Genomic DNA, 23,424 nt, shown 5'->3' with positions numbered 1-23,424 from the left:
GCAGCTTAGCCCGCAGTCGATCAGCCGTATATCCGAATGTGCTGATTTCCACTTAAAGAAGTCAGTGTCGTCTTATTTCCCGCCGAACGTGTTACCTGCTTCGAGCCATGCATCGATACCGTCCGCCGCCGCGCGGCCCATCGCGAAACAGGCAGTCAGGAGATAGCCGCCAGTTGGAGCCTCCCAGTCGATCATTTCTCCGACAACGAAAATGCCGGGTAGCTTCGCCAGCATGTAGTTCTTGTCGATTTCGTGCCAACGAATACCGCCTGCCGACGAAATCGCTTCATCCAGCGGGCGCGGACGGAGCAGTGGAATGGAAATAGCTTTGATCGCAGTGGCCAGCACTTTCGGGCTTCTGTCGCGGGTAAATTCCGTCACAAGAGCTGCCTTCACGCCCGTCAGACCTGCAGCCTTGCGCAACAGATTGCCGAAGCTCAGCTTTGTATCCTGCCGAGCAATATCGCTTTCCAGTCGCTCGATAGTTCGTCCAGGAACAAGATCGAGCGTCAGAAATGCCTTTCCATGTTTCTGCAAGCTGTCGCGCAGAGCTGCGGAATGCGCATAGATGAGACTACCCTCAACCCCACCGCGTGTAATGACAAACTCGCCCTGTGTCGCGCCTGCATGGGAAGTTGCGATAACAGACTTCACCGGTTCACCGGCGAAGCGTTCAGCAAAGAAGTCGCTCCAGGCAACGTCAAAACCGCAATTTGCGGATTGAAACGGCGCTATATCGATTGACCTTCGCTGAAACTCATTGATCCAGAGGCCGTTGGAACCAAGCTTCGGCCAGCTTCCGCCACCAAAAGCAAAGAGCGTAGCATCACATGTAATCGTCTGAACACCGTCAGGGTTCTCGATCTTGAGACTATTGCCCTCGAAGCCAATCCAGCGATGTCGGGTGAGAATGCGAACACCCTGATCTTCCAGACGTTTTCCCCAAGCCCGCAAAAGCGGAGACGCTTTCATCGCTTTGGGAAAGACACGACCGGATGAGCCGACAAATGTCTCGGCACCCAATTCATCCGCCCAGGCACGTAATTCGGTCGGGCCGAAAGTCGTCAAGGCTGGCAATATACGGTCAATGCTTGAACCGAAACGTTTCGCGAAAGTTACATAATCTTCCGAATGCGTAATGTTCAGCCCTGACTTTCCGGCAAGCAGGAACTTGCGGCCAACTGTCGGCATCTGCTCGTAGACCGTCACGCGATAGCCTCGCGCTGACAGTCTTTCGGCGGCCATCAGACCAGATGGCCCGCCTCCGAGAATGGCAATATTGCCTTCAGGCATCACGGTATCAGCCTCGCCGAAGTATTAATCCTGCTTCTCCAGCATTTCCTTAACTGTGGTCGCCAACTGCTTGAGTGAGAACGGCTTTGGCAGGAACCCGAACTTGGCATCAGCTGGAAGATTGCGCGCAAAGGCATCCTCCGCGTAACCCGACACGAAGATGAATTTGATATCAGGATACGTCTTGCGAAGCTCACGCAGCAGTGTCGGGCCATCCATTTCCGGCATGACGACATCCGATACGACGATATCCACCTCACCGCCAAGTTCTGCCATGACTTCAAGCGCTTCGACACCGGAAGCCGCTTCGTGGACTGTATAACCGCGTGACTGGAGTGCGCGCACGCCGCCCATACGGACCGCGTCTTCGTCTTCCACCAGGAGAACGGTCGCGGAACCGGAAAGATCGGTTGCTTTCTCGACCTTCTTTTCCTTCACGACAACCGGCGCATCGTCGGCGCGTTTTTCCTCGATGAGGCGCGGCAGGAAGATCTTGAATGTCGTGCCTTTTCCAACCTCAGAATCACAATAGATGAAGCCACCGGTCTGTTTGATGATCCCGTAGACCATCGACAGCCCAAGGCCCGTACCCTTGCCCACTTCCTTCGTCGTGAAGAACGGCTCGAAAATCTTTTCGAGCACATCCGCAGGAATACCCGTCCCGGTGTCTTCCACTTCGAAGACCACATAGTCCGCTTCCGGAAGATCGCGATAATGCAGCTTTGCGACTTCCTGCGTCGACATGTTACGGGTACGCAACGTGATTTCGCCGCCGTCCGGCATGGCATCACGTGCATTGACCGCGAGATTGACAGCAACCTGTTCGAACTGTCCGAGATCGGCCTTGGCCGGCCAGAGATCACGTCCATGATCGATCTTCAGCTCTATATCCTTGCCGACAAGGCGAGCCAGAAGCATACGCAGATCTGCAAGAACGTCGGTCAGGTCGAGTACTTCCGGACGAAGCGTCTGACGGCGCGAGAATGCCAGCAGCTGGCGCACAAGCGAGGCCGCACGATTGGCGTTCTGCTTGATGTTCATAATGTCCGGGAACGACGGATCGGATGCGCGATGGTTGGTCAGCAGCAGGTCCGACGACATGATGATCGCCGTCAGAACGTTGTTGAAGTCGTGCGCAATACCACCTGCAAGCTGGCCGACAGCCTGCATCTTCTGGCTCTGCGCCATCTGGTTTTCAAGGGCTTTCTGCTCGGTTGTTTCGACAGCCGAGATAATCGCCGCTTCTTCGGCGCGCTCGCCGCCCAGATCAGTTACAGGGCTCATATAAAAGCGGATGTGCCGCTCTTCGTTGCCCGGCAACACCGTATCAACAGGCGAAATGCTTGCCTGTCCTGCAAAGGCTGCGGCAAGCGCTCTGTTGAAGGTCTCGCGGTCGCGTTCATGCACGACAATTTCAAGCTTCGCATTGCAGTCAATCGCATCGCGATCGACAACAGGAGCGAAAATATCGAGGAAGCGCGCATTGGTGCGCAGTATATGTCCGGCAGAATCAACCGCAGCGATGGCCATCGGAGCCGAGTTGAAGAAACGCGTGAAGCGCACTTCTGCGGAACGCAGCGCCATTGATGAATCTTCGCCCTCCGCACGATCCAGAACGATGGTACGGCTCGTACCGCGCGTTCCATCACGCGCAGCCTGGACACGGTGATAGAAGCGAACGGCGAGGCTCTGTCCGTTCCGCTTGATCAGATCAAGATCGATGACAGTGTTGCGGCTTGTGCCCGGCTCGGCTTTCACCGCCTTGATGAGCGCCATTCCACTGCCTGCCACTATATCGTTGAGTGTCAACGATCCCGGTGTGAACTGGGTCAGATCGACACCGAGCCACTCTGCAAGCGTCGCATTGAGGTAGATGATCCGGCCGGAAGGGTCGGCAGAAAAGAACCCGGCTGGCGCGTGATCGAGGTGATTGATCGCTTCCTGCAGCTCCTGAAAGAAGCGCTCCTGCTCCGCACGCTCGTCGGAAATATCGGCAATCTGCCACGCGACGAGCGGGCTTTTGAATTCGTGTCCGGCTTCAACGGGACGCGCCTTGATGCGATACCAGACAGGCGCCAGCGAGCCATGCCCCTCACGAGAAAGGCCGCCGGAAAGACGCACTTCCTCCTGTGCCGACAAACCATCGCGAACGGCATTCGTCAGACGGTATATGGCATCGGATGCCGCGGGTTCTGCCGTCAGCACATTATCGAGCGAACGGACTCCTTCGGCATTCGCAACACCAGTCATGACGGCATAAGCCTGATTGGCGTAAACGATCTGGCCGCGTGCGTCGGAAATGACAGTCCCTTCCGGCTGCGAATCCATGAAGGAATGAGCGAGGTCCTGTTCACCGTTCTTCTGGCTGAATTGAATGAGACCCGTTGCTGCGCCGAAAAGGTAGAATACGCCGACCATCGACAGAACGCCCATAAGAACGAGGGCGAATCCATCTCCAAGCTGGTCGCGGAACACAAAATAGGCGATTGCGGCGACCGTAAGCAAAATACCGACGATCAGCAGGCGAAGAGCTCCGCTGCGATTGCGCTTGGGCATTACGAGCGGTTTCGGGTAAGCGTTGTCCGTCTGTCGCGACATCAAGCCTGCTGCCCTTTCATGTTGCGTGGCCGAGCACAAACAGGCATCCGGGTGCCCCGGGTGCCAGGCATTTTTTCGATCAGCCAAGACGTCATTTCAATCATCCGCATATCCGATTTTCTCGAATGCACTTTTCCGCACAGTTCAGCTCCCACGTGGGAACACGCAGCCAATATGTCAGGGTATATCCGATTCGCAGAATGCTTTAATCGGCGAGCAGTACAAGCATTGCCGTACTGAAACGGTGCAAATTGGACTTTTTTGCACCGTTTTGCCTGGGGATCATATATTTCTCGCATTTCCAAGAAACATTCCCAAGGCTTAGAAATTCAACTACTGTACCAATCATGTGATGATGCGGAGTGCCGGGGGAAGCGCAGTCTCCATTCGTCGCAGGTTTTCGTTTATTGTATAAGAGGGTATCCGCATGAAGGAATGGCTCAGCGGCATCGTTGGAGAGAGTGCGGCTAATATTGTTGGCTTCATCCTAATATTTGCGATCATTCTTGGCGGAATTTTCGTTGTTCTCAGTATCATTCGCCGTTTCAGCGGTGGTACTTTCGTTTCCAACGGGCGTACGCGACAACCGCGCCTTTCGGTAATGGACGCAGCAGCAGTCGACAGCCGACGCAAGCTCGTGCTTATTCGCCGCGACGACGTGGAACATCTCCTGCTCATCGGCGGACCAACCGATGTTGTGGTGGAACAGAATATTGTCATGGAATCGCGGGTTCATGCGCGTGTGCAAGCTTCACGCATCGAGCCTGAACATATCGAACGCTTCAAGCAGCACGAAGCAACCCTGACCAATGACAAGACGGAGCGCCCTGCTCTCTCACTGCAATCACCGCAGGCCGAAGAGAAGGACGAAGCGATCCAGATCACCTCCGCAATCGAAGCACCGGTCTACCGCAAGCCTGAGCCAGCACGAGAAGAGCCGGTCCAGCAGGCTGCTGCACCTGTTCGTGTGCCGCCGCAGGCGCCGACGGCACCAATCCCGCCGCGACCACCTGTCGAGCAGAAATCCGCTCAGCCACCCCAACCACGGCCTCAACCGCGCCCGGCGCCGAACTATCCGCCGCAGCCACGCACCGTATTGCCGCCCCGCCCCGCGCAAGCACAGCCGCAGTCAACACGTGCACATCCGGCCTATCCATTGAGCCAGGTTTCGCGCGGCGTTCTGAGTTCAACCTCGTCCGGTGCGACCGCCACTGCAGCCGGTGTTGCCGCCGCCGCATCGGTTGCTTCAGCAAATCTTGGCAGCATCGTTCCCGAGCGTGAAACAACGGTTGCGGATAAATCTCCTTCGGTCGATGTAACCAGACCTACAGTCTCTGCGACTGCAGCTCCGGCATTCAGCGCCCCTTCGGAACCGGAGCGCGTCGAGCCGGAAATCGTGGTTGCCAAGTCAAAGCCTGTAGAAACAGAGGCCGTAGCAGTAGAAACGCCGAGCGATAATCTGGCCGATCTCGGCGGTGCGTTGCACGAAGCAATCGCTGCAGACGTCAATTCGGAGAGTGCCGCCAGCGATGACGCCAAAGACGCGATCTCATTCGATACTGAATTCTTCGAGAATGAGCTTCTAAGCTCACTTGATATTTCCGCAATGGACGACGTTGTCGAAGACAAGGCGAAGGATGATATCGAAGATGAAATGGAAAAGCTTCTCGGTGAATTGACCAAGGATGAAATTCGCAGAAGCTGAACTTCCGGCCAAAATTTGTCTCGATACAAAGAAAATAGGCTGCGGAAACCGCAGCCTATAAATTTTTCAAACCGTCTCGAAGCTTAGTCGTCGCGATAGACTTTCTCACGACGCTCATGGCGCTCCTGCGCTTCGATAGATAGCGTAGCGATTGGACGCGCATCAAGCCGCTTCAAGCTGATAGGTTCTCCCGTTTCCTCGCAGAAGCCGTATGTTCCTTCATCAATGCGGCTCAATGCTGCGTCGATTTTGGAGATCAATTTGCGCTGTCTGTCGCGAGCACGTAGCTCAATTGCCCGATCCGTTTCGGAGGATGCCCTGTCCGCCAGGTCCGGGTGGTTTGCATTTTCCTGCTGTAGCGCCTCAAGCGTTTCACGCGCTTCTCGCAGAATATCATTCTTCCACGCGACCAGTTTCGCGCGGAAGTAAGACTTCTGCCGCTCATTCATGAACGGCTCGTCTTCAGTGGGCCTATAGTCAAGGTCAATCAATTCACTCATTCTGAATTACCCCACATCTAGGAGACGCGAGCGGTTATATAGTTCCATAGCAACAAGGACACAACATCAAACAACCGTATCCCACTACTTTTTAGTGCATCAATTTTGTATGATTTTGCATCAAAATTATGCAATTCAAAACTGCACGCAAAAAATTGCTCTTTGGACTTTCAGAATAACTTCAATCAATTGCCAATAAAGTGGGTATATTTTCCAGTCACTGTCATCATCAACCTATGGAAGCATAATCAGCCCAATAATTAGGCATGTGGCACCTATAAATAATGCTGACAGACATCAAGAAATCGGGAGAATGGACCACCGGAGCGCTCAATTGCGCTCGAAATATGGTCGAAAATGCTCACAAAACACAGCTTGGAACGTTACAGATGAGTCGTTTGCTTCTTCTTAGACATGCTAAAGCCGTGTGGGCGAAACCTGGAATGAAGGATTTCGACCGTCCTCTTGATCAGGAAGGCAAAGCTTCGCTCGACCGGCTTGCAAGGACGATGAAGTCGATCGATCTTTATCCTGATCGGGTGGTTCTTTCCGGTTCATGTAGAACGCGAGAAACCGCGTTAGGCATTATTGAACGTCTGGGTATCGAGGTCGAAACCATCGTCGACGATACGCTCTATAGCGGCGGCGCGGCTGACTACATGCAAGCCATACGTGAACATGGCGATGTGCCGACGCTGTTGCTCGTGGGACACAATCCCAGCATAGAGGATCTGGCGCTGGCCTTATGTGGCGATGGCAATAAGGATGGCCTCTTGAAGCTCCGTGCAGGTTTTCCCACTGCCGCACTGGCAAATATTACATTTCCTGCCTCACTGGGCGAACTCGAACGTGGAGCAGGCTATCTCGAAATCTTCATACTACCCCAGTAGATTTTCCGTAAGTGCACCAACATTCCTTGCCAAGACCGCTGACGCAACCCTATCTATACCTCTGACAGATCATTGAATTCGGCGAGGATTAATTGGCTAAGCTGACAAGTATTGGCGACGAAGCGAAGATCGCACTGGATACGCTGGCAGATCGTGCGACCGGGCTTTTGTCTCCATCATTGCGGCTCGGTGTGACTGGTTTGTCGCGTGCCGGAAAGACGGTCTTCATCACGGCTCTCGTTCACAACATGCTGCATGGCGGCAGGCTTCCAATGTTCGAGGCCTATAAATCTGGCCGCATTTCACGCGCGCTGCTCGAACCGCAGCCCGATGATGCAGTCCCCCGCTTTCAATATGAAGAGCATCTGTCGGCTTTGATCGATGAGCGTATCTGGCCGGACTCCACGCGCGCCATCTCGCAATTGCGCCTGACAATCGAGTATGAATCCGCTTCTGCCTGGGGGCGCTTGTTGTCACCGGGCAAGCTTTCGGTCGATATTGTGGATTACCCCGGAGAATGGCTGCTGGATCTGCCTTTGCTGGGCAAATCCTATGCTGAGTTCAGCGCGGATTCTTTTGCTCTGGCCCATGAACCGACGCACAAGGATCTGGCTCAGGATTGGATCACCGAAGCTTCCCTCGTCAGCCCTTCCGAAAAGGCAGACGAACTGACCGCACAGCGTCTGGCCAAGAGTTTTACGGCTTATTTGCGTGCAGGCAAAGCCGATGAGCGTGCATTATCGACCTTGCCGCCGGGGCGTTTCCTGATGCCGGGCGATCTCGAGGGTTCACCGGCACTGACATTTGCCCCGCTTCCCGACCTGAAACCGGACGATCTGAAGGCCGGTTCTCTGGGCGCAATGATGGAGCGGCGCTACGAAGCCTATAAAACCTATGTCATCAAGCCCTTCTTTCGCGAACATATTGCGCGGCTCGACCGGCAAATTGTGCTTATCGACGCCATGCAGGCAATGAATGCTGGTGGCGCGGTCGTTGCCGACCTCGAACGTGCACTCACCGATATCCTGTCCTGCTTCCGACCGGGACGCTCTAACCTGCTAACCGGGCTGATCCAGCGACGGATCGGCCGGATTCTCGTGGCTGCAACGAAGGCCGACCATCTGCATCATGAAAGCCATGACCGTCTGCAAGCCATCGTGCGCCGTCTCGTGGAACGGGCTATAGAGCGCGCCGATTTTTCCGGCGCGGATATTGATGTCCTCGCAATGGCTGCCGTGCGCGCCACTCGCGAGGCAGTCGTTACACAAGGTAAGGAAACTCTGCCCGTCATCGTCGGCACACCGCTGAAAGGCGAAAAGATCGACGGTGAAGTATTCGATGGCGAAACCGAAACAGCGATATTTCCCGGCGACTTACCGAAGAATCCCAATGCGATTTTTGAAAAATCCTTTGCGCAGGATGATCCAGCCATTCGTTTCGTCCGTTTCCGGCCACCCCGGCTTGAACGTACCGCCGAAGGCATCACGTTGTCCCTGCCCCACATAAGGCTGGATCGTGCCTTGCAGTTTCTGATTGGGGATCGTCTCGCATGACAGAGAAGACACCACGCAAACCAGCTTCCTTTACGGCAAGCCAGTCCTCTAACCGCCCCGAAGCAGCGGATGAAGCGCCACGTCGCCCTCGTGCAGTGCGAGATCTTGATGTTGTTGTCGCCCAACCGGATGTTTTCGCATTGAGCGAAGAAGAGGCGGCAGAGCTGGAAATCCTCGATCCGTCGTTTGAAGCGCCTGAACGCAAGGGCTGGTCGCTTAGCAGAATACTTTTCGGTGCGCTCGGTATCCTTGTTTCATTCGCCATCGGCATCTGGACCGAAGACCTTATCCGAGCGCTATTTTCCCGCGCGGATTGGCTGGGCTGGACTGCTCTAGGTGTCGCGATAATTGCGCTTGCCGCCTTTATCGCCATCGTCGTTCGCGAACTGGTCGCATTACGCCGCCTCGCTTCGGTGCAGCACCTTCGCAAGGACGCGGCAGATGCCGCGGAGCGGGACGATATGGCCGCGGCCAGAAAGGCCGTGGACGCCTTGCGCTCAATTGCGGCGAGCTTGCCAGAGACGGCACGAGGACGACAGCTTCTGGACGGTCTGACAGACGATATCATTGACGGCCGAAACCTGATCCGGCTTGCCGAAACAGAAATCCTTCGCCCTCTCGACCGCGAAGCGCGCACACTTATTCTGAATGCTTCAAAGCGGGTTTCGATTGTCACGGCAATCAGCCCGCGTGCGCTGGTCGATATCGGTTACGTCATTTTTGAATCAGCTCGGCTGATCCGCCGACTGTCACAACTTTACGGTGGTCGTCCTGGCACGCTGGGCTTTCTGAAACTTGCCCGCCGGGTCATTGCCCATCTGGCCGTGACAGGAACGCTGGCCATGGGGGACAGCGTGATCCAGCAGCTCGTCGGCCATGGTCTTGCGTCCCGGTTATCGGCCAAGCTCGGTGAAGGCGTCGTCAACGGACTCATGACGGCGCGCATCGGGATTGCCGCCATGGATGTGGTGCGTCCGTTTCCATTCAATGCGGAAAAACGCCCCGGCATCGGCGACTTTATCGGCGATCTCGTGAAGATCAACGGCGAACGACCGGATAAAAAGCATCCCGGAAAATAGCGGTTTATTTCCGAAGCATTAACCATTCGCGACGATTATGGATAGATAGAAATCTGCGCCAGAATCGAGCGACCAGGTGTATCGGCACACTCCCCTGAACCGTGCCCTTCTCTGTCAATCGGCTTATGGCAACGTCGGCAAATCCGACGGTTTGCGAGGCGCGACCAGCTTTTGGTCGTGACATGCTGGAAAACAACGATTAGGAATGACGTCCGATTAAGGTCGTGAATCCGGGACAGAGCTGAATATGAAGAATTGCATCGCTGCCTGCCTGACGCTGCTGCCCGTGTCATTTTCCGCTGCGCCGGTTCTGGCAGCTGACAAGGACAAACAGTTCTTTCAAACGATCGAAGGCCAATGGTCAGGCCCGGGTGAAATCGTCGCCGGGAAATACAAAGGCACGAAGTTCGTCTGCAATCTCGCCGGGTCGACCCCGGATGAAGATATTGGCATGACACTCGACGGCACCTGCCGCGTCGGTGTCTTTTCGCAGCCGATGAAGGCCACCGTCACGCGTGTCGGGTCCGCTTATTCCGGCAAATTCAATGATGGTGCAGCGGGCAAGGGCCTTGATGTCACGTCGGGTTCCGTCAGTGGAAACAAGGTTGTTTTCGGCCTGAACCGCAAGCAGCTCAATGGTGCGATGCTGGCACGTGTCTCCGATCCGAATACGATGAACGTGACGGTTTCAGTGCGGGTCGACAAGGAACTGGTTCCGGTCATCGGCATGAGCCTGAAGCGCGTCGATAATATCGCTGTCGGCAGTATCGCCAAGAACTGACCGGAACGCTATTCACGCCACCAGCCCGCATCCGTGCGGGCTTTTTCTATTCCGGATTGCTCTATCCCGGCATTCCAGTCCGCAACGGCCTTGCCTGCAATTTCGAGAGACGGTGCAATATCGCTCAGGGGCACGAGGACGAAAGCCCGCTCGTGCATACGCGGATGCGGAAGCTCGAGAGCAGAATCCGTCATGACGACAGTCTCTCCCGCATCATCCTGCATTGCCAGTATGTCGATATCGATGATGCGCGGACCCCATCTTTCAAGCCTGACACGCTTCAAAGAACGCTCCACATCAAGGCAGGTCGCAATCAACTCCAATGGCTGCAACGACGTTTCTATCTCTGCACAGGCATTGTGAAACCACGCCTGATCCGTCTTCCCCCATGGCGGCGTGCGATAGACTGCCGAAACCGCAACGACATCCGTGTCGGCTCGTTCGTCCAATATACGCAACGCCTTGCCCATCGAAGCGACAGGATCATCGATGTTTCCGCCAAGCCCCAGCCAGGCACGATAATGTCTGCCTGTAGTCACTGCGGATAAACCACCGTCACTTCAACATGGTCCAATACGCCCGGAACAGGTGCATTCGGCTTGCGGACGGTAATTTCTGCGCGCTTTACCTGCGGAAACCGGGCGGTCATTGCCTTGGCCACGTCGAGAGCCAGCGTCTCGATCAGATAGCGCTGACGACCAGTGATAATGTCTTCAATGACAGCAAAGGCGATACCGTAATGCACAGTACCGTCGATATCGTCATTCTCCAGCGCATTGCCCGGATCGACATCAAGGATAGCATCGACGTAAAAACGCTGACCGAGCTTGTGCTCTTCATCGAAAACGCCGTGATGCGCGAAAAACGCGCAGTTCATCATTCGGATCGTGTACACGGCTTCACTTTCTATTTTCACTGCGTTTGGATTGCAGGATATCATCTGCAACGGCAAGTGCATCTCTATTAAAAGCGACATTGTGAACACGGAAGATGTCGGCACCTGCCAAACGTAGTGCGACAGACGTTGCCGCAGTTCCTATGTCGCGGTCGAGCGGATTGTCCCTGCCCGTCATGCCGCCGATAAAGCGTTTGCGCGACGTACCGACGAGCAACGGAAATCCGAATTTCTGCAATTCGCCTGCTCTCGCCAGCAGCGCAATATCCTCATCCTTGTTCTTGCCGAAACCAAAACCGGGATCGAGTACGATGCGGATTTCTTCAACGCCTGCCTTTTTCGCTATATCCAGTGAAGCATCCAGGAACGAGAACTGGTCCTCGATGACATCAGCAAGAACGGGCCGATCCCTGCTGGTATGCATGATGACCAGCCCTGCGCCGCTCCTTTTGGCGACATGAGCGATTTCTGGTTCTCGTTGTAGTCCCCAGACATCATTGACGATATGTGCCCCGGCACTAACTGCCGCCTGCGCTGTTGCTGCGCGGTAAGTGTCGATGGAGATGATGCAATCGTATTTTTTCACCAATGCTTCGATGACCGGGACAACGCGCGCGATTTCCGTTTCGGAATCGATCGCAGCAGCTCCGGGCCGGGTCGATTCTCCGCCAACATCAATGATCGTCGCTCCATCGGCAAGCATCTGACCGGCCACTTCGACGGCCCTTTCCAGCTCATTGTGGTGGCCGCCATCGGAAAATGAGTCTGGCGTGACATTCAATATGCCCATGATCACGGACTTTTCCCCCAGACGAAGGCTTCTTCCATGAGCAACGTGCCATTCTTTCGTCATAGCGAAATGTTCCTGTGTCATTTCCTTGGGCTGTTTACCTGGGGCATTTCAGTGCGGCGAGGTTGCAACCAACCTCGCCTGAAGTCATTTTGTGAAGGGCGTTATAGTTCTCTTGACGATTGCATGCCATGCTCGCGGCAATAAAAAGCGAATTTCTTACTGGTTTTAGAAAGAGGTGCCAGGACATGAATTTGAGGAAGAAGGTTCTGGCTCTCAGTGCAGTTCTTGCCATCGTAGCTCCCCAGGCGGAAGCCGCCGCGATCTTTCGCGAATTCAGCTACTATACCGTGAGCGGCAAAACGGCAGCGGACCTCGACAAGGCTCTTTCCCGCAATGGACCCTTCCTCAAGAAGACTGGTCAGCATCATCCCGGTGCCGCTGAAATCCGTTTCGATGCGAAGGTACGTTATGGTCGCGCGCCCGGGAAAGCCTGCAAGGTGCAGGACGTTTATGTAAACGTTCACGCAAAGGTCTCCCTGCCCCGCTGGAAACAGCGCCGCAAGGCCACGCCGGAACTGGCGCTGATCTGGGATACCCTGTTGCAGGATATTCGCCGCCACGAAGAGAGCCACATCGTCATTGCCCGCAGCTTTGCAAGCCAGATGGAACGGGAAATACGCGGACTGCGCACCCGCACGGATTGCTCTGTGCTTCGCGCTGACATCGACAAAGTGACTGCACGCCTTATGGAAGCGCATGATAAGGAGCAACAACGGTTTGACCGGGTTGAGACGATCAATTTCGAAAACCGCTTTGCACGCTTGCTGACTTATCGCATGGAGCGCGCCCAGCAGGCTTCCAAATAACAGTAGTGCCGAACTATCTCAATTCGCGGCGTATAGCCTGCGTCATCAATGCTGCTTCATGGAACCCTGACAGGATAAGTTTCAGCTTGCCCGGATAGTGGCAAGCATCGCCGATAGCGTAGACCTTCGGACTTGAAGTTCTGAAGGTCTCGGGACTAACAGCCAGCATGTTGCCCGTCTTGATTAAGGAAACTTCGGCCAGAGGGTCGGGACGGATAACCTGTCCATCGAGACCGAAAGCACCAAGACCGGATGCAATCACCGCTGTCCGTGCTTCAAGCTTGTCGCCATTGCTAGTGTCAACAGCCACGCCGTCATCATCGACCGCGATGCTGACCGCGATCTTGTTGAAATGAAAAACAGGATTATATGGCGCGATCTGCTTGAGAAGCCTTTCGACCAGCTCCTCACCCATGATTTCAGGAAACCCGGGCACGTCGTAAATCGGCTTGTCGGCATAGAGTGCCGCACATTGACCACCGGGCCGATCACTGGCATCGATGAGATGGCACCTGAAACCGAACAGCCCAAGCTGAAAAACGGAAAAGAGTGCAACAGGCCCGCAGCCGATAATGACAATATAATTCTGCGGTTCGGCGCCCATCACATCACCATCTCTTTCAAAACTTAATTCTGGCGTTCGGGCACCTGCACGACAAGGCCGTCAATATCGTCAGAAACCCGGATCTGACACGAGAGGCGTGAAGTAGGACGAACTTCATAAGCGAAGTCCAGCATGTCCTCTTCCATCGCGTCAGGCCCGCCGACAGTGTCGGTCCAGTCTTCATCAACATAGACATGGCAGGTTGCACAGGCGCAAGCACCGCCACATTCCGCATCAATGCCCAGAATGCCATTGCGAATGGCAGCTTCCATCACGCTTGACCCGTTGTCGGCTTCGACTTCGGTCCGTGTCGCGCCATCAGCTGATACGAATACGATCTTCGTCATTTTTATTCCTTGAAACACGCAAGTTTCGCGCGATCTTCATCCTGAGCGCCCGTCACTGCCTTGGCAGGGAAACGCAAATAAACTCGGAATGGCAGATACGGCGTTCTGCAATTAGTTTCAACCTTGACCGCGCCCGCGCCCACAACTGCGCCAATATGCCGTGCATCGACGACGAGTTTCCCTGCCTGATAAACCCGACAGTTGCGCCCAAAACCCGAAAACTCTTCCTTGCCGTCTGCGGAAACTGCATCATATGATGTGAATTGAGGGACGGTTAGGAATGACGGACAGAATCCAGCGCTACAGTGGATGCAATCATGAAATGAAATTCAGTCATCCAGACACTCTGTACGGGTATTTATGTTAATAAACTCGTAGAGCTTTCCTGGATGAAGGAAACGGTCCGGATCGATTTCCACAACTTGCTGGTAAATGCGGGAAGCCCGGAAATGTCGAATTTTCATGAATTGAGCCGGTTTCCGTTAACCTTGTATTTAAAGTTTTAGGTATCGGCAGAAGAGGCCTATTTCCTTAACAAGCCCGAGCCGATACGATGCAAAATGGCGGAGAAAGTTTTGTAACGGTCTTTTTATGGTCCGACCGTCGCAGTAATGAGTACGAGGTAGGCAAACAATGGCTTCCAAATCCAAGGCACAGAAGCTCGACCTTGAGGTTGAAAAGGCGCTGGAACAGGCACTTGATATCGATTTCGGAGACGATCTTGATATCGACATGGACTTGAGTGCGTTCGATGAAGGCTTCTCCGTCGATGATCTGGAAGAACAGATTTCGCGCGCGGCTGAAGAACTTGTTGCTGAGCAGAAGACCAAGACGGTAGAGCCCGTTGCCGTTTCCCCTGTGGAAACTGCTGCAAAAGTGGCCACCATCACCACTGCCTCGGTGATTGCAACGCCTGCAGCGCCGCCGGTCCCGCCGGTTGTGAAAGCTGCCGGACCAGTTTCACAAGCCACGGCCAACGTTCAGCACAAGCCTGCCAACACTTCGAAGGTCGCAACGCCTGCGCCCGAACCTGTTATCAGCAAGCCTGTTTCCGCTGCACCTGTTGCAACCGCCGCCACCGTTGCATCCCCTACCTTCACGCCGGCCAATGACGATTCCCGCAGTGAAAAAGCGATTATCGCCGCTCCACGTCGTGCGACGGAAAACTCCTCTAAGCTTTTCTGGACGACAACTGCAATCAGCGTGCTCTGGGCCGCTGGCGGCGTCGCCCTGAGCAAAGCCATCAATCCTGATGTCTTTTCGACCCTGCAAGCCACCAAGGACTTTTTCACCTCGCCCGCCGGCCTCGGCGTCGTTGCGGGTGTAGCATTGCCGGTCGCCATGTTCTGGGGCTTCGCGCAACTCGTAAAACGCGCGCAGGAAATGCATACGGCAGCACGCAGCATGTCGGAAGCTGCGATGCGCCTGCTCCAGCCGGAAGCCGTATCCGGTGATCGCGTTTCTACCCTCGGACAGGCAGTGCGCCGCGAAGTCGCCGCCATGAACGAAGGCATCGAACGCACCTTGGCTCGTGCCGTCGAGCTGGAAACGCTCGTTCAGTCCGAAGTCAATCAGCTTGAGCGTGCTTATAGCGACAATGAAGTTCGCATTCGTTCGCTCGTCAGCGATCTGGGCAATGAGCGTGAAGCTGTTGTCAGCCATGCCGAACGGGTACGTTCATCGATCTCCGGCGCGCATGAGCAGCTTAAGGAAGAACTTTCCAGCGCGTCCAACATCATTCGCGACAATGTTCTGTCTGCCTCGCAGCAGCTGAGCACCCTGCTCGGCGAATCCGGTGAACGCCTGATCGGCAGCATCAACGAAAGCGGCGGCGCTATTGCCGAGGCCATTGAAACCCGCACCGGTGACATCGGCTCCCGCATCACGACTTCGGGCGAAGCTTTTGCAAACCTGCTCGATACGCGCATTGCAACGCTTGATGAACAGTCGCGCACTGTATCGGACCGCCTGACGGAAGCTCTGGACGAACGCACGACCGGTATTGCCAATCTGCTCGGCGGTGCAACGCAATCCATGGTCAGCGAATTCGACACCCGTCTTGCCAACCTCGAAAGCACCCTTTCCGAGCGTGGCCGGTCGCTTCTGTCCGAATTCGAAGCCCGTGCGCATGCTCTCGACAGCAGCACTGAGAAGCTCAATGCAGCTCTCGAAACCCGTTCGCGCCAGATCAACGAAAACCTCATCGCTCGTACTCGTGAAATCGCAGAGACCTTCTCCAGCGGTCGCACGTCTCTGAGCACGATGATCGACGAAACCAAGACAAAGATCGGCGAAGATCTGACATCTATCGGTGAAAGCGTCGGCAATATTCTTGGCGAAAAGGCCGATGCCTTTGCAGGCAAGCTTGCCGAAAGCCGTGATGTTCTGGCTGCTTCGCTGGAAGGCGAAACGGAACGCGTTTCCTCCGTCATCCGCGGTCATGCCGATACGCTTGCTGCACGCACGAGCGATATCGAGAATGCCGTTAACGTCAGCGCATCTGCCCTCAACACCGTTGCCGATAGTCATGCGGCAATTCTGGAAGAGCGGACCAACGCATTGCGCGAGACAATGGCAAGCCATTCCGCACTGCTTGATGCAAGCTTTGCAGACCACGCTCGTTCGCTGGAAGAGCGCGCCACCACGCTTCATGGTGTCATCGCGGGCAATCAAGCCATGCTTGCTCAACTGATGGATGAGCGTGCCGCCGCAATGCGCGATAACTTCAACGAAAACCGTGAGGTTCTCGCTCGCACTTTTGATGAGCGCGTAAATTCGCTACAGGCGCTCATCACTGATAATCAGAACACACTCGCACGCATTCTCGATGAACGTGCAAGCAGCATGAGTGATTCCATTGGTGCCGGTCGCGATGCATTTGTTGCCGCCTTGGGCGAACATGTTCGTCAGGTCGAAGAGCACACGAGCGGCCTTCATAACGTCCTGAGCGATCACAACAATGCCCTCTCCGGCATTCTGGACGGTCACGAGCGCACAATTGAAACGCGTGCTGCCGAAATCCGCTCGACCCTGAGTGAGAGCACGACATCCCTGAGCCAGACGCTGCAGGATCACAGCGATATCCTGGAACAGCGCACGACCAACCTTCACAACGCAATTTCCGACAGCAGTTCGACCATCAGCCGCGCATTCGAAGGCCAGACCGGCATTATCGAAGAACGCACACAGACGATGGAAAAGGCACTCACCATCGGCGTCGACAATGTCCGCCGAGCACTCGAACAGAGCGCTGGCATCGTTGCTGGCACGCTGCGCGAGAAGATCGGCGAAGCCGCGAGCACGCTTTCGGCTGAAGCAGCCAAGGCTGGTGAAGCTCTGGACGGTTTCGGCGAAGCATTCAGCGCTCGCCTGATCGATAATCTGTCTGGCACGGAAGCACGTCTCGGCGACCGCGCCGACGCGATTGCCGGTCGTCTTGGTGAGATCGAAAGCCGCCTCACCGGCGAGCTTGGCTCAATCGAAGCCCGCATCGCCAACACGGCAAGCAGAACCAGCGAAACGCTTGCCGGTCACAGCGAAGCCTTCGCTGCAAGCGTCGCCGACAACCTTGCTGGCACCGAAACGCGCCTCAATGAACGCGCCAGCGCTATTGCCAGCGGTCTTGAAGCAATCGAAAGCCGCCTCACCGGCGAACTTAGCTCGATTGAAGCGCGGATTGCCGATACGGCTTCCAGGACGAGTGAAACGCTTGCAGGCCATAGCGAGTCCTTCTCGGCCAGCGTTGCCGACAATCTCGCTGGTACCGAAACGCGCCTCGCTGAGCGTGCTGACGCGATTGCAACCCGTCTCGGTGATATCGGCTCGCGCATCACGATGGAACTCGGTTCCGTCGAGGCTCGTATTGCACAGGTAACCGACACGACTGCGGTGACGCTGGAAGAACGTACTCGTGAGCTCAATGCCGTTCTCGCTGCCCGTTCGCAGGAAATCACCAAGATCCTCAACGATACGGCAGAACCGCTTGTACAGCGGCTTGCTGATAGCGGTCGTGGACTGGCGCAGCAGCTTGAAGAAGCAACCCATGCCGCAACCGACAGGCTTCGTTCGGAAAATGCCGCTCTGGTCAATGCGCTTGCAAGCCGCACCGCGGAAACGATTGCCGCTGTTCAGCAGGCCAAGACCGGTCTTTCCGACAATGTCAGCGAACTGATCGATCGTCTTGCAGCCTCCAACGGCGAACTGGGCAAGTTGATCGACACTGCAACGCGCAATCTCACTGATATCGATGGTCGCCTTGTCGACACGACCTCGAGCTTCGTTGAGAACACCAACCGTGCAGCACAGATGTTCCAGGCCTCCACTGGCCTGATTGACGGCAATATCGGCACGCTGCGCGCGATCTCCGACAGCACGCTGTCGCAGATCGCAGACATCGCCGACCGTTTCGAAGAGCACGGAAAGGTTCTCTCTTCGGCTTCCGACATGATCAACACGGCCCAGAACGGCCTTGTCAGCACGCTTGAAGATCGCCATCAGGCGCTCGACAAACTGGCATCCGGTCTCGTCGAGAAGTCGGAAGGCGTGGAAAAGCTGATGCTGTCCTTCGAAGGGCTGGTGACCTCCGCATTCCAGCGCGCCGAAGGCCAGACCCGTTCGTCTGCCGAGAAGATGCGGGAAAGCGTTTCGGAAATCGTTGAACAGGCAGCACAGAAGTTCTCTGCAGCAACCGACGATATTCGCCGCACTGCAAGCGAAATTCGCAACGAGCTCAACACGACACGTGGCGAACTGAAGCGTGGCGTTCTCGACATGCCTGCCGAGGCCAAGGAAACAACGACCGCTATGCGCAAAGCCGTGAGCGAGCAGATCAATGCGCTCAAGGAACTGGCCGAAATCGTCAATAAGTCCGGTCGTCTGGTAGATGTCGGCGAAAGCCGTGCTGATCGCCCGGTTTCGCGTCCGGCACCGGCAGCAGCTCGTCCAGCGCCCGTTCAGGCACCGGTGGTACAGGCAGATGTTGCAATTCGCCAGCGCGCCTACGAAGCGCCGAAGGCTCAGCCTGCACCGACAGCCGCACAGGCAGAAAAGCCACGTGGATGGGTGTCTGATCTCCTAGCCCGTGCTTCCCGCGAGGAAGAAGAAGCAACGCAGCCGAAAGCACAGCCGGTCGCAACGCCTCGTTCACCAAGCCATGTCGTTGAATCGCTGAACTCGCTTTCGGTGGACATTGCCCGCGCTATCGACCACGAAGCTTCGGTGGAGCTTTGGGACCGTTATCGTCGCGGTGAACGAAACGTCTTTACTCGCCGTCTCTACACGCTGAAGGGGCAGCAGACTTTTGATGATATCAAGCGCAAGTATCAGACGGATGGTGAATTCCGCCGCGCCGTTGATCGCTACATGGACGACTTCCAGCGTCTGCTTGAAGATGTAGCCCGCAACGACCGTGACAACATGGTGACGCGGACTTACCTCACCTCAGACACTGGCAAGGTCTACACCATGCTTGCCCACGCAAGCGGTCGCCTTCGCTAAGACCAGAACTAAAACGCGGCCTTCGGGCCGCGTTTTTGTTTGTCTGGCTCGGATTAAACCGGCTGGTTCCGTTCAATAAAAAAGGTCGACGCAACACGCCGACCTTTTTTATTGTTCCACCTTGCCTCGGTTGGAGTACGTCTCGAAAAGTGTGAAACGGTTTTTAGACAAGATGTGCTTAAAAAAACAAACGGTTAGAGCGCTGTCACTGTCCAGCTAACAATCTCGCTAGCAGTCCGTTCAAAAGCCGCGTCAAGTGCCTTCACATAGGCCGCATTCGTTGCGCCGCTTACCGGAATGGCCGTACGGAATACGCGGGTTGCACGTACTTCGCCGTTCTTGTCATTCATCAGTTTGACAGCCAGTTCGACCACTGCGAGCTTAGGCGATGCATAGGCCTGAATGCCGAACATGCGCAGATCGGTCAGAATCTGATAGTTGATTGCCAGCCCGTCTCCTGGACGTCCAATCCCGCCGAACACACCTGTATTCTCATAGGCCTGCACCAGACGTGATTGCACAATGTTCGTCAGCCTGTCACCCCATTGAGCACCCTTCAGATATTCGATGGAACCGGGCGCTGAGCTGACAACGATATTCTCGCTATCGAGCGCCTTAAGGGCTGTTGGCGTCGGAACCAGCAACTGTGTGCTCTTGCGGCTTGGCGAAGAAACACCCGGCTGCGGTGCAGACAGATTGAACGTGTCGAGCGGCGTTGTCGTCCCGCAGCCAGCAAGAAGTATGCTGAGCAGAACAGATATTGAAGTTGTACGACAAAGAGTGCGACGTGATTTCATGTCAATAAGGCTAGCTTTGGAAATCAATGACGCGTCCTCCCGTCATACTGAGGTACATTCCCTTTACCGCCAAAGATAAGGCGCTGAGGGTTACGCTCGAGATCGGTAATTGCCTGTTCTATGCGCTGAATGGAGCGGCGGCTATCCACCACGACGGATTGCACATCACGCAATCCCTGTCCCGAAAAACGCTGGAGATTGTCCGCAATCGGCCCCATCCGCTTGTCGAGATTGTCGGATGTCTGGCGGATGGATTCCAGCGTTGCCTTAGCCTGTGCAACAACCCCATCCTTGTCGTCGCTCGACAGGAGCTTGTCGGTCTTCGCCAGAATGGCGTCAACACGCACAGAAGCAGCGTTCAAGCGAGCCATCATATCCTTGGCGTCAGTGACGATCTGGTTGATGTTTCCGGTGTTCTCACCAAGTTCCTGAATAATGTTGGCGTTCTGTGCCAGTGCGTCGGTGAAAGTCTTCGTGTTGTTGATTGTATCCGTCAGCGGTCCACGAGCATCCTTTACGAAACCCTCCAACTGACCAAGTACGGCATTGGCTCGTGCAGCAATATCCTGTGCGGTAGCAAGAAGATTGTTGATTGAGGACGGATCGGCATCAATACGCGCAACCGAATCTACGTTTGCAGCCTCGGTCAGAAGATTGGGCTCATCAAGACGACCGCCCTTCAGTTCAATATAAGCCTGCCCGGTCAGTCCCTGAAAACCGAGGGTTGCTGCAGTTGAGCGGGTGATAGGTGTTGTCGCGTTGACGCGAGTTTTGACGATCACCATTTCTGGATTGGACGGATCAAGACGCAGCGCCCGAACATCGCCAACTTTGATACCGTTGAATAGAACCTGACTCCCGATCGAAAGGCCAGTCACGGAACCCGGGATGCGAACATCAAGCTCCAGAGAATCGCGTGCTTCCCCAAAACGGGCGATCCAGAACACAAACGCGAAAGCCAACAGGCTGACGATCAGCGTAAAGACACCCACCAGTACATAATTGGCTTTAGTTTCCATATCTTATCCAGTCTGCAAGCGGCTGCCGGGCCGCCGTCTCGTTGGCGCCGATGGATCAATCTGGCGCGCACGCTTGCCCCGAAAATAGGATTTAACCCACGGATCGTCTACCGTTAGCATGTCTTCAATGGTGCCGCTGACGAGTACCTTCTTGTTTCCAAGAACGGCAATCCGGTCGCAAATTGCAAAAAGACTATCGAGATCATGAGTGACCATATAGACGGTCAGACCCATCGTATCCCGCAGATTGGCAATCAGGTCGTCAAACTCTGCAGCGCCAATGGGATCAAGACCCGATGTCGGTTCGTCAAGGAACAGAATATCCGGATCCAGAGCCAGAGCACGTGCAAGCGCAGCACGCTTGATCATGCCGCCGGAAAGTTCGGACGGAAACTTTTCTGCCGTGTCAGGCTTCAAACCGACAAGGTCGATTTTCAGTCGCGCCAGCTCGTCCATCAGCTTCGGCGACAGATCAAGATACTCGCGCATCGGAACCTGAATATTTTCAAGAACATTCAGCGCCGAAAATAGCGCCCCGTGCTGAAACAAGACGCCCATACGCATGTCGATGGACATTTTTTCCATCTCATTCAGCTGATCGATGTTGCGACCGAGAATCTCGATTTCACCCGACTGTTTCTTGTTGAGACCGAGAATGGTCCGCATCAGCACTGATTTTCCCGCCCCCGAAGGACCGATGAAGCCCAGAACCTCGCCCTGGTAAATCTCAAGCGACAGCTTGTCGAGCACCGTCTGACGCCCGAACGAAACCGTCACGTCGCGCACCGAGATCATCGGCGCGGTCGTCTGGCGATTGTCTTCGTCCTGCAGTTGCGACCGGTGGTCGATGCCGTTCTCCATAACCATTCTTTAACCGAGCTTGGCTTCGGACTGAACCGTTGAACACGATTGAGGGGTCAATTTTCTGTGCAACTGTGTCTCAAAGAACCCATTAAAAACAAAGAACATAAGCAGTTTCTAAAAATTAATGGCCGCATAGAACATCGCAAACAAACCATCCACGACAATAACCACAAAAATTGCTTTCACAACGGAAGCAGTAACACGACGGCCAAGTGATTCTGCACTGCCACCGACCTTCATACCTTCTACCGAGGCGAGAATCCCGATGATCATGGCCATAAACGGTGCCTTGATAAGACCGGCGAAATAAGTATTAAGCGCCACCGCATCATGCAGGCGGCTGATGAAAGCATCGGGCGAAATATTGGAATAGAACCAGGCGACTCCACCTGCCCCAATCAATGCAGCCAGGTCGGAAATGATGGTGAGCAATGGCAGGACTACGACCAGCGCAACGAGACGGGGAAAAACCAGAACGCCGACCGGATTGAGGCCGATAACCGTCAGAGCATCCGTCTCCTCGCGCATTTTCATGGAGCCGATTTCAGCTGTGATCGCACTGCCTGAACGACCAGCGATCATGATAGCTGTCAGAAGCACCCCGAGTTCGCGCAGCACCAGAATGCCAACCAGATCGACGACAAAGATTTCTGCACCGAAATAGCGCAACTGAAATGCGCCCTGCTGGGCGATGATCGCACCAACGATCGTCGACATCAGGATGATAATGGGAATCGCACCGACGCCCATGCGGTCCATCTGCGTAACGATGGCAGCGATTGGAATACCGCTTCCTCGACCGTATTTCAGCTGGGCCCCGCGGATCGTGGCGCCCAGGATATGCATCGCCATCTTGAAGTCGTTACCCATAGAGATAACGCCACCGCCAAGCGCGGCCAGAAACGAGATAAAAAAGAACGGCTTCTTCTGACGTGGAATATCCAGAGTACGTTCGACAGCCTGCCCCACTTCCTCCATCAGAGGGAGCCAGGATTGACGCACGCCTTCAAGCTGGGCGTCGGCACTCTTTGCAACGAGCCGCTGCCGCAAGCGTTCAATCAGCCAAGCACCTGCCGTATCGAGACCGGATACGCCAGAAACATCGATTATCGTTGCTTTGTGTTCGTCCGTTTTCTCAAGGCTGCGCATCTTGTCATCGACAAGATTGACGCTCTGCGAGACCCAGCGACCGCTCAACCTGATATGGCGCGCACCGTCCTGCTCCGTCAGATCAATCTTCGGCGCAGGATTATTGGTGGCTCTTGCTTTGTCGGCAGTGTCGGTCAACATGGCCTACCTCATATACGAGTCGTTGAACGACCGAAATACTGCGTCCCAGAGGGC

Annotated in this window: 19 protein-coding genes; 7 read left to right on the top strand and 12 right to left on the bottom strand. The window is 55.2% G+C overall.

The annotated features are described in order from the left end of the window. Positions 1-72: 72 nt before the first annotated feature. A complete protein-coding gene (locus tag AAE521_RS03115; protein WP_342060438.1) occupies positions 73-1,293 on the bottom strand; it encodes a TIGR03862 family flavoprotein in 1,221 nt (406 codons plus the stop codon). 24 nt (positions 1,294-1,317) lie between these two features. Next, positions 1,318-3,891, bottom strand: coding sequence for a cell cycle histidine kinase CckA (gene cckA / locus AAE521_RS03110; protein ID WP_342060437.1), 2,574 nt, complete (start codon positions 3,889-3,891; stop codon positions 1,318-1,320). Positions 3,892-4,318: 427 nt separating this feature from the next. Between cckA and AAE521_RS03105 the strand changes: the two genes are divergently transcribed. Beyond that, positions 4,319-5,596: a hypothetical protein gene (locus AAE521_RS03105; RefSeq protein WP_342060436.1), complete on the top strand. Its 1,278-nt coding sequence runs from the start codon at positions 4,319-4,321 to the stop codon at positions 5,594-5,596. A gap of 83 nt (positions 5,597-5,679) precedes the next feature. Here the strand turns inward: AAE521_RS03105 and dksA are convergent, their stop codons facing one another. Then, positions 5,680-6,096 (bottom strand): RNA polymerase-binding protein DksA, encoded by a 417-nt coding sequence (gene dksA / locus AAE521_RS03100; protein ID WP_010660068.1) that lies wholly within the window; start codon positions 6,094-6,096, stop codon positions 5,680-5,682. A 389-nt stretch (positions 6,097-6,485) separates the two neighbouring features. Here dksA and AAE521_RS03095 point away from each other — a divergent pair, with 389 nt between their 5' ends. The 4 genes from AAE521_RS03095 to AAE521_RS03080 all read left to right on the top strand — a co-directional run bounded on the left by AAE521_RS03095 (position 6,486) and on the right by AAE521_RS03080 (position 10,399). After that, complete coding sequence (locus tag AAE521_RS03095; protein WP_342060435.1) at positions 6,486-6,986, top strand: SixA phosphatase family protein; 501 nt, start codon at positions 6,486-6,488, stop codon at positions 6,984-6,986. Between the two features lie 92 nt (positions 6,987-7,078). Then, positions 7,079-8,539 (top strand): YcjX family GTP-binding protein, encoded by a 1,461-nt coding sequence (locus AAE521_RS03090; protein ID WP_342060434.1) that lies wholly within the window; start codon positions 7,079-7,081, stop codon positions 8,537-8,539. Next, positions 8,536-9,618 (top strand): YcjF family protein, encoded by a 1,083-nt coding sequence (locus tag AAE521_RS03085; protein WP_342060433.1) that lies wholly within the window; start codon positions 8,536-8,538, stop codon positions 9,616-9,618. The genes AAE521_RS03090 and AAE521_RS03085 overlap by 4 nt, the downstream gene beginning before the upstream one ends. Positions 9,619-9,865: 247 nt before the next feature. Next, a complete protein-coding gene (locus AAE521_RS03080; protein ID WP_012092019.1) occupies positions 9,866-10,399 on the top strand; it encodes a hypothetical protein in 534 nt (177 codons plus the stop codon). 8 nt (positions 10,400-10,407) lie between these two features. On the opposite strand, the gene folK is transcribed toward AAE521_RS03080, so the two are convergent. Genes folK through folP form a run of 3 tightly spaced genes read right to left on the bottom strand, consistent with a single transcriptional unit; the run spans position 10,408 to position 12,147 of the window. Continuing rightward, entirely contained in the window at positions 10,408-10,938 is a 531-nt protein-coding gene (folK, locus tag AAE521_RS03075; RefSeq protein WP_029924773.1) for a 2-amino-4-hydroxy-6-hydroxymethyldihydropteridine diphosphokinase, read from the bottom strand. After that, positions 10,935-11,294 carry a dihydroneopterin aldolase gene (gene folB / locus AAE521_RS03070; protein WP_010660062.1) on the bottom strand — a complete coding sequence of 120 codons (360 nt, stop codon included), beginning with the start codon at positions 11,292-11,294 and terminating at the stop codon, positions 10,935-10,937. The genes folK and folB overlap by 4 nt, the downstream gene beginning before the upstream one ends. Positions 11,295-11,298: 4 nt before the next feature. After that, entirely contained in the window at positions 11,299-12,147 is an 849-nt protein-coding gene (gene folP / locus AAE521_RS03065) for a dihydropteroate synthase (protein ID WP_342060432.1), read from the bottom strand. Positions 12,148-12,332: 185 nt separating this feature from the next. On the opposite strand from folP, the gene AAE521_RS03060 reads away from it, so the two are divergent. Beyond that, positions 12,333-12,953, top strand: a complete 621-nt coding sequence (locus AAE521_RS03060) for a DUF922 domain-containing Zn-dependent protease (protein ID WP_012092016.1) — start codon at positions 12,333-12,335, stop codon at positions 12,951-12,953. Between the two features lie 13 nt (positions 12,954-12,966). On the opposite strand, the gene AAE521_RS03055 is transcribed toward AAE521_RS03060, so the two are convergent. Both AAE521_RS03055 and AAE521_RS03050 read right to left on the bottom strand, forming a co-directional pair. Next, the gene (locus AAE521_RS03055) at positions 12,967-13,557 is read right to left on the bottom strand and encodes an NAD(P)/FAD-dependent oxidoreductase (protein ID WP_342060431.1); all 591 of its coding nucleotides are present in this window, start codon (positions 13,555-13,557) and stop codon (positions 12,967-12,969) included. 23 nt (positions 13,558-13,580) lie between these two features. Further along, on the bottom strand, positions 13,581-13,904 hold the full coding sequence (locus AAE521_RS03050; RefSeq protein WP_071630186.1) for a 2Fe-2S iron-sulfur cluster-binding protein: 324 nt from the start codon (positions 13,902-13,904) through the stop codon (positions 13,581-13,583). A 633-nt stretch (positions 13,905-14,537) separates the two neighbouring features. On the opposite strand from AAE521_RS03050, the gene AAE521_RS03045 reads away from it, so the two are divergent. Next, positions 14,538-19,400, top strand: coding sequence for an apolipoprotein A-IV repeat region-like domain-containing protein (locus tag AAE521_RS03045; RefSeq protein ID WP_342060430.1), 4,863 nt, complete (start codon positions 14,538-14,540; stop codon positions 19,398-19,400). A 194-nt stretch (positions 19,401-19,594) separates the two neighbouring features. Here the strand turns inward: AAE521_RS03045 and AAE521_RS03040 are convergent, their stop codons facing one another. From AAE521_RS03040 to AAE521_RS03025, 4 genes are all read right to left on the bottom strand, one after another. Further along, positions 19,595-20,197: an ABC-type transport auxiliary lipoprotein family protein gene (locus tag AAE521_RS03040; protein ID WP_407922997.1), complete on the bottom strand. Its 603-nt coding sequence runs from the start codon at positions 20,195-20,197 to the stop codon at positions 19,595-19,597. A 23-nt stretch (positions 20,198-20,220) separates the two neighbouring features. After that, positions 20,221-21,216: an MlaD family protein gene (locus tag AAE521_RS03035; RefSeq protein WP_010660055.1), complete on the bottom strand. Its 996-nt coding sequence runs from the start codon at positions 21,214-21,216 to the stop codon at positions 20,221-20,223. A gap of 3 nt (positions 21,217-21,219) precedes the next feature. Then, positions 21,220-22,083 carry an ABC transporter ATP-binding protein gene (locus AAE521_RS03030; protein ID WP_029376099.1) on the bottom strand — a complete coding sequence of 288 codons (864 nt, stop codon included), beginning with the start codon at positions 22,081-22,083 and terminating at the stop codon, positions 21,220-21,222. A gap of 111 nt (positions 22,084-22,194) precedes the next feature. Continuing rightward, a complete protein-coding gene (locus tag AAE521_RS03025) occupies positions 22,195-23,370 on the bottom strand; it encodes an ABC transporter permease (RefSeq protein ID WP_010660053.1) in 1,176 nt (391 codons plus the stop codon). Between the last annotated feature and the right edge of the window lie 54 nt (positions 23,371-23,424).

Source organism: Brucella cytisi (genome assembly GCF_038433355.1).
GTDB lineage: Bacteria > Pseudomonadota > Alphaproteobacteria > Rhizobiales > Rhizobiaceae > Brucella > Brucella cytisi.
The sequence above is the reverse complement of the archived record's forward strand: the minus strand, read 5'-3'. Positions and strand labels throughout refer to the sequence as shown.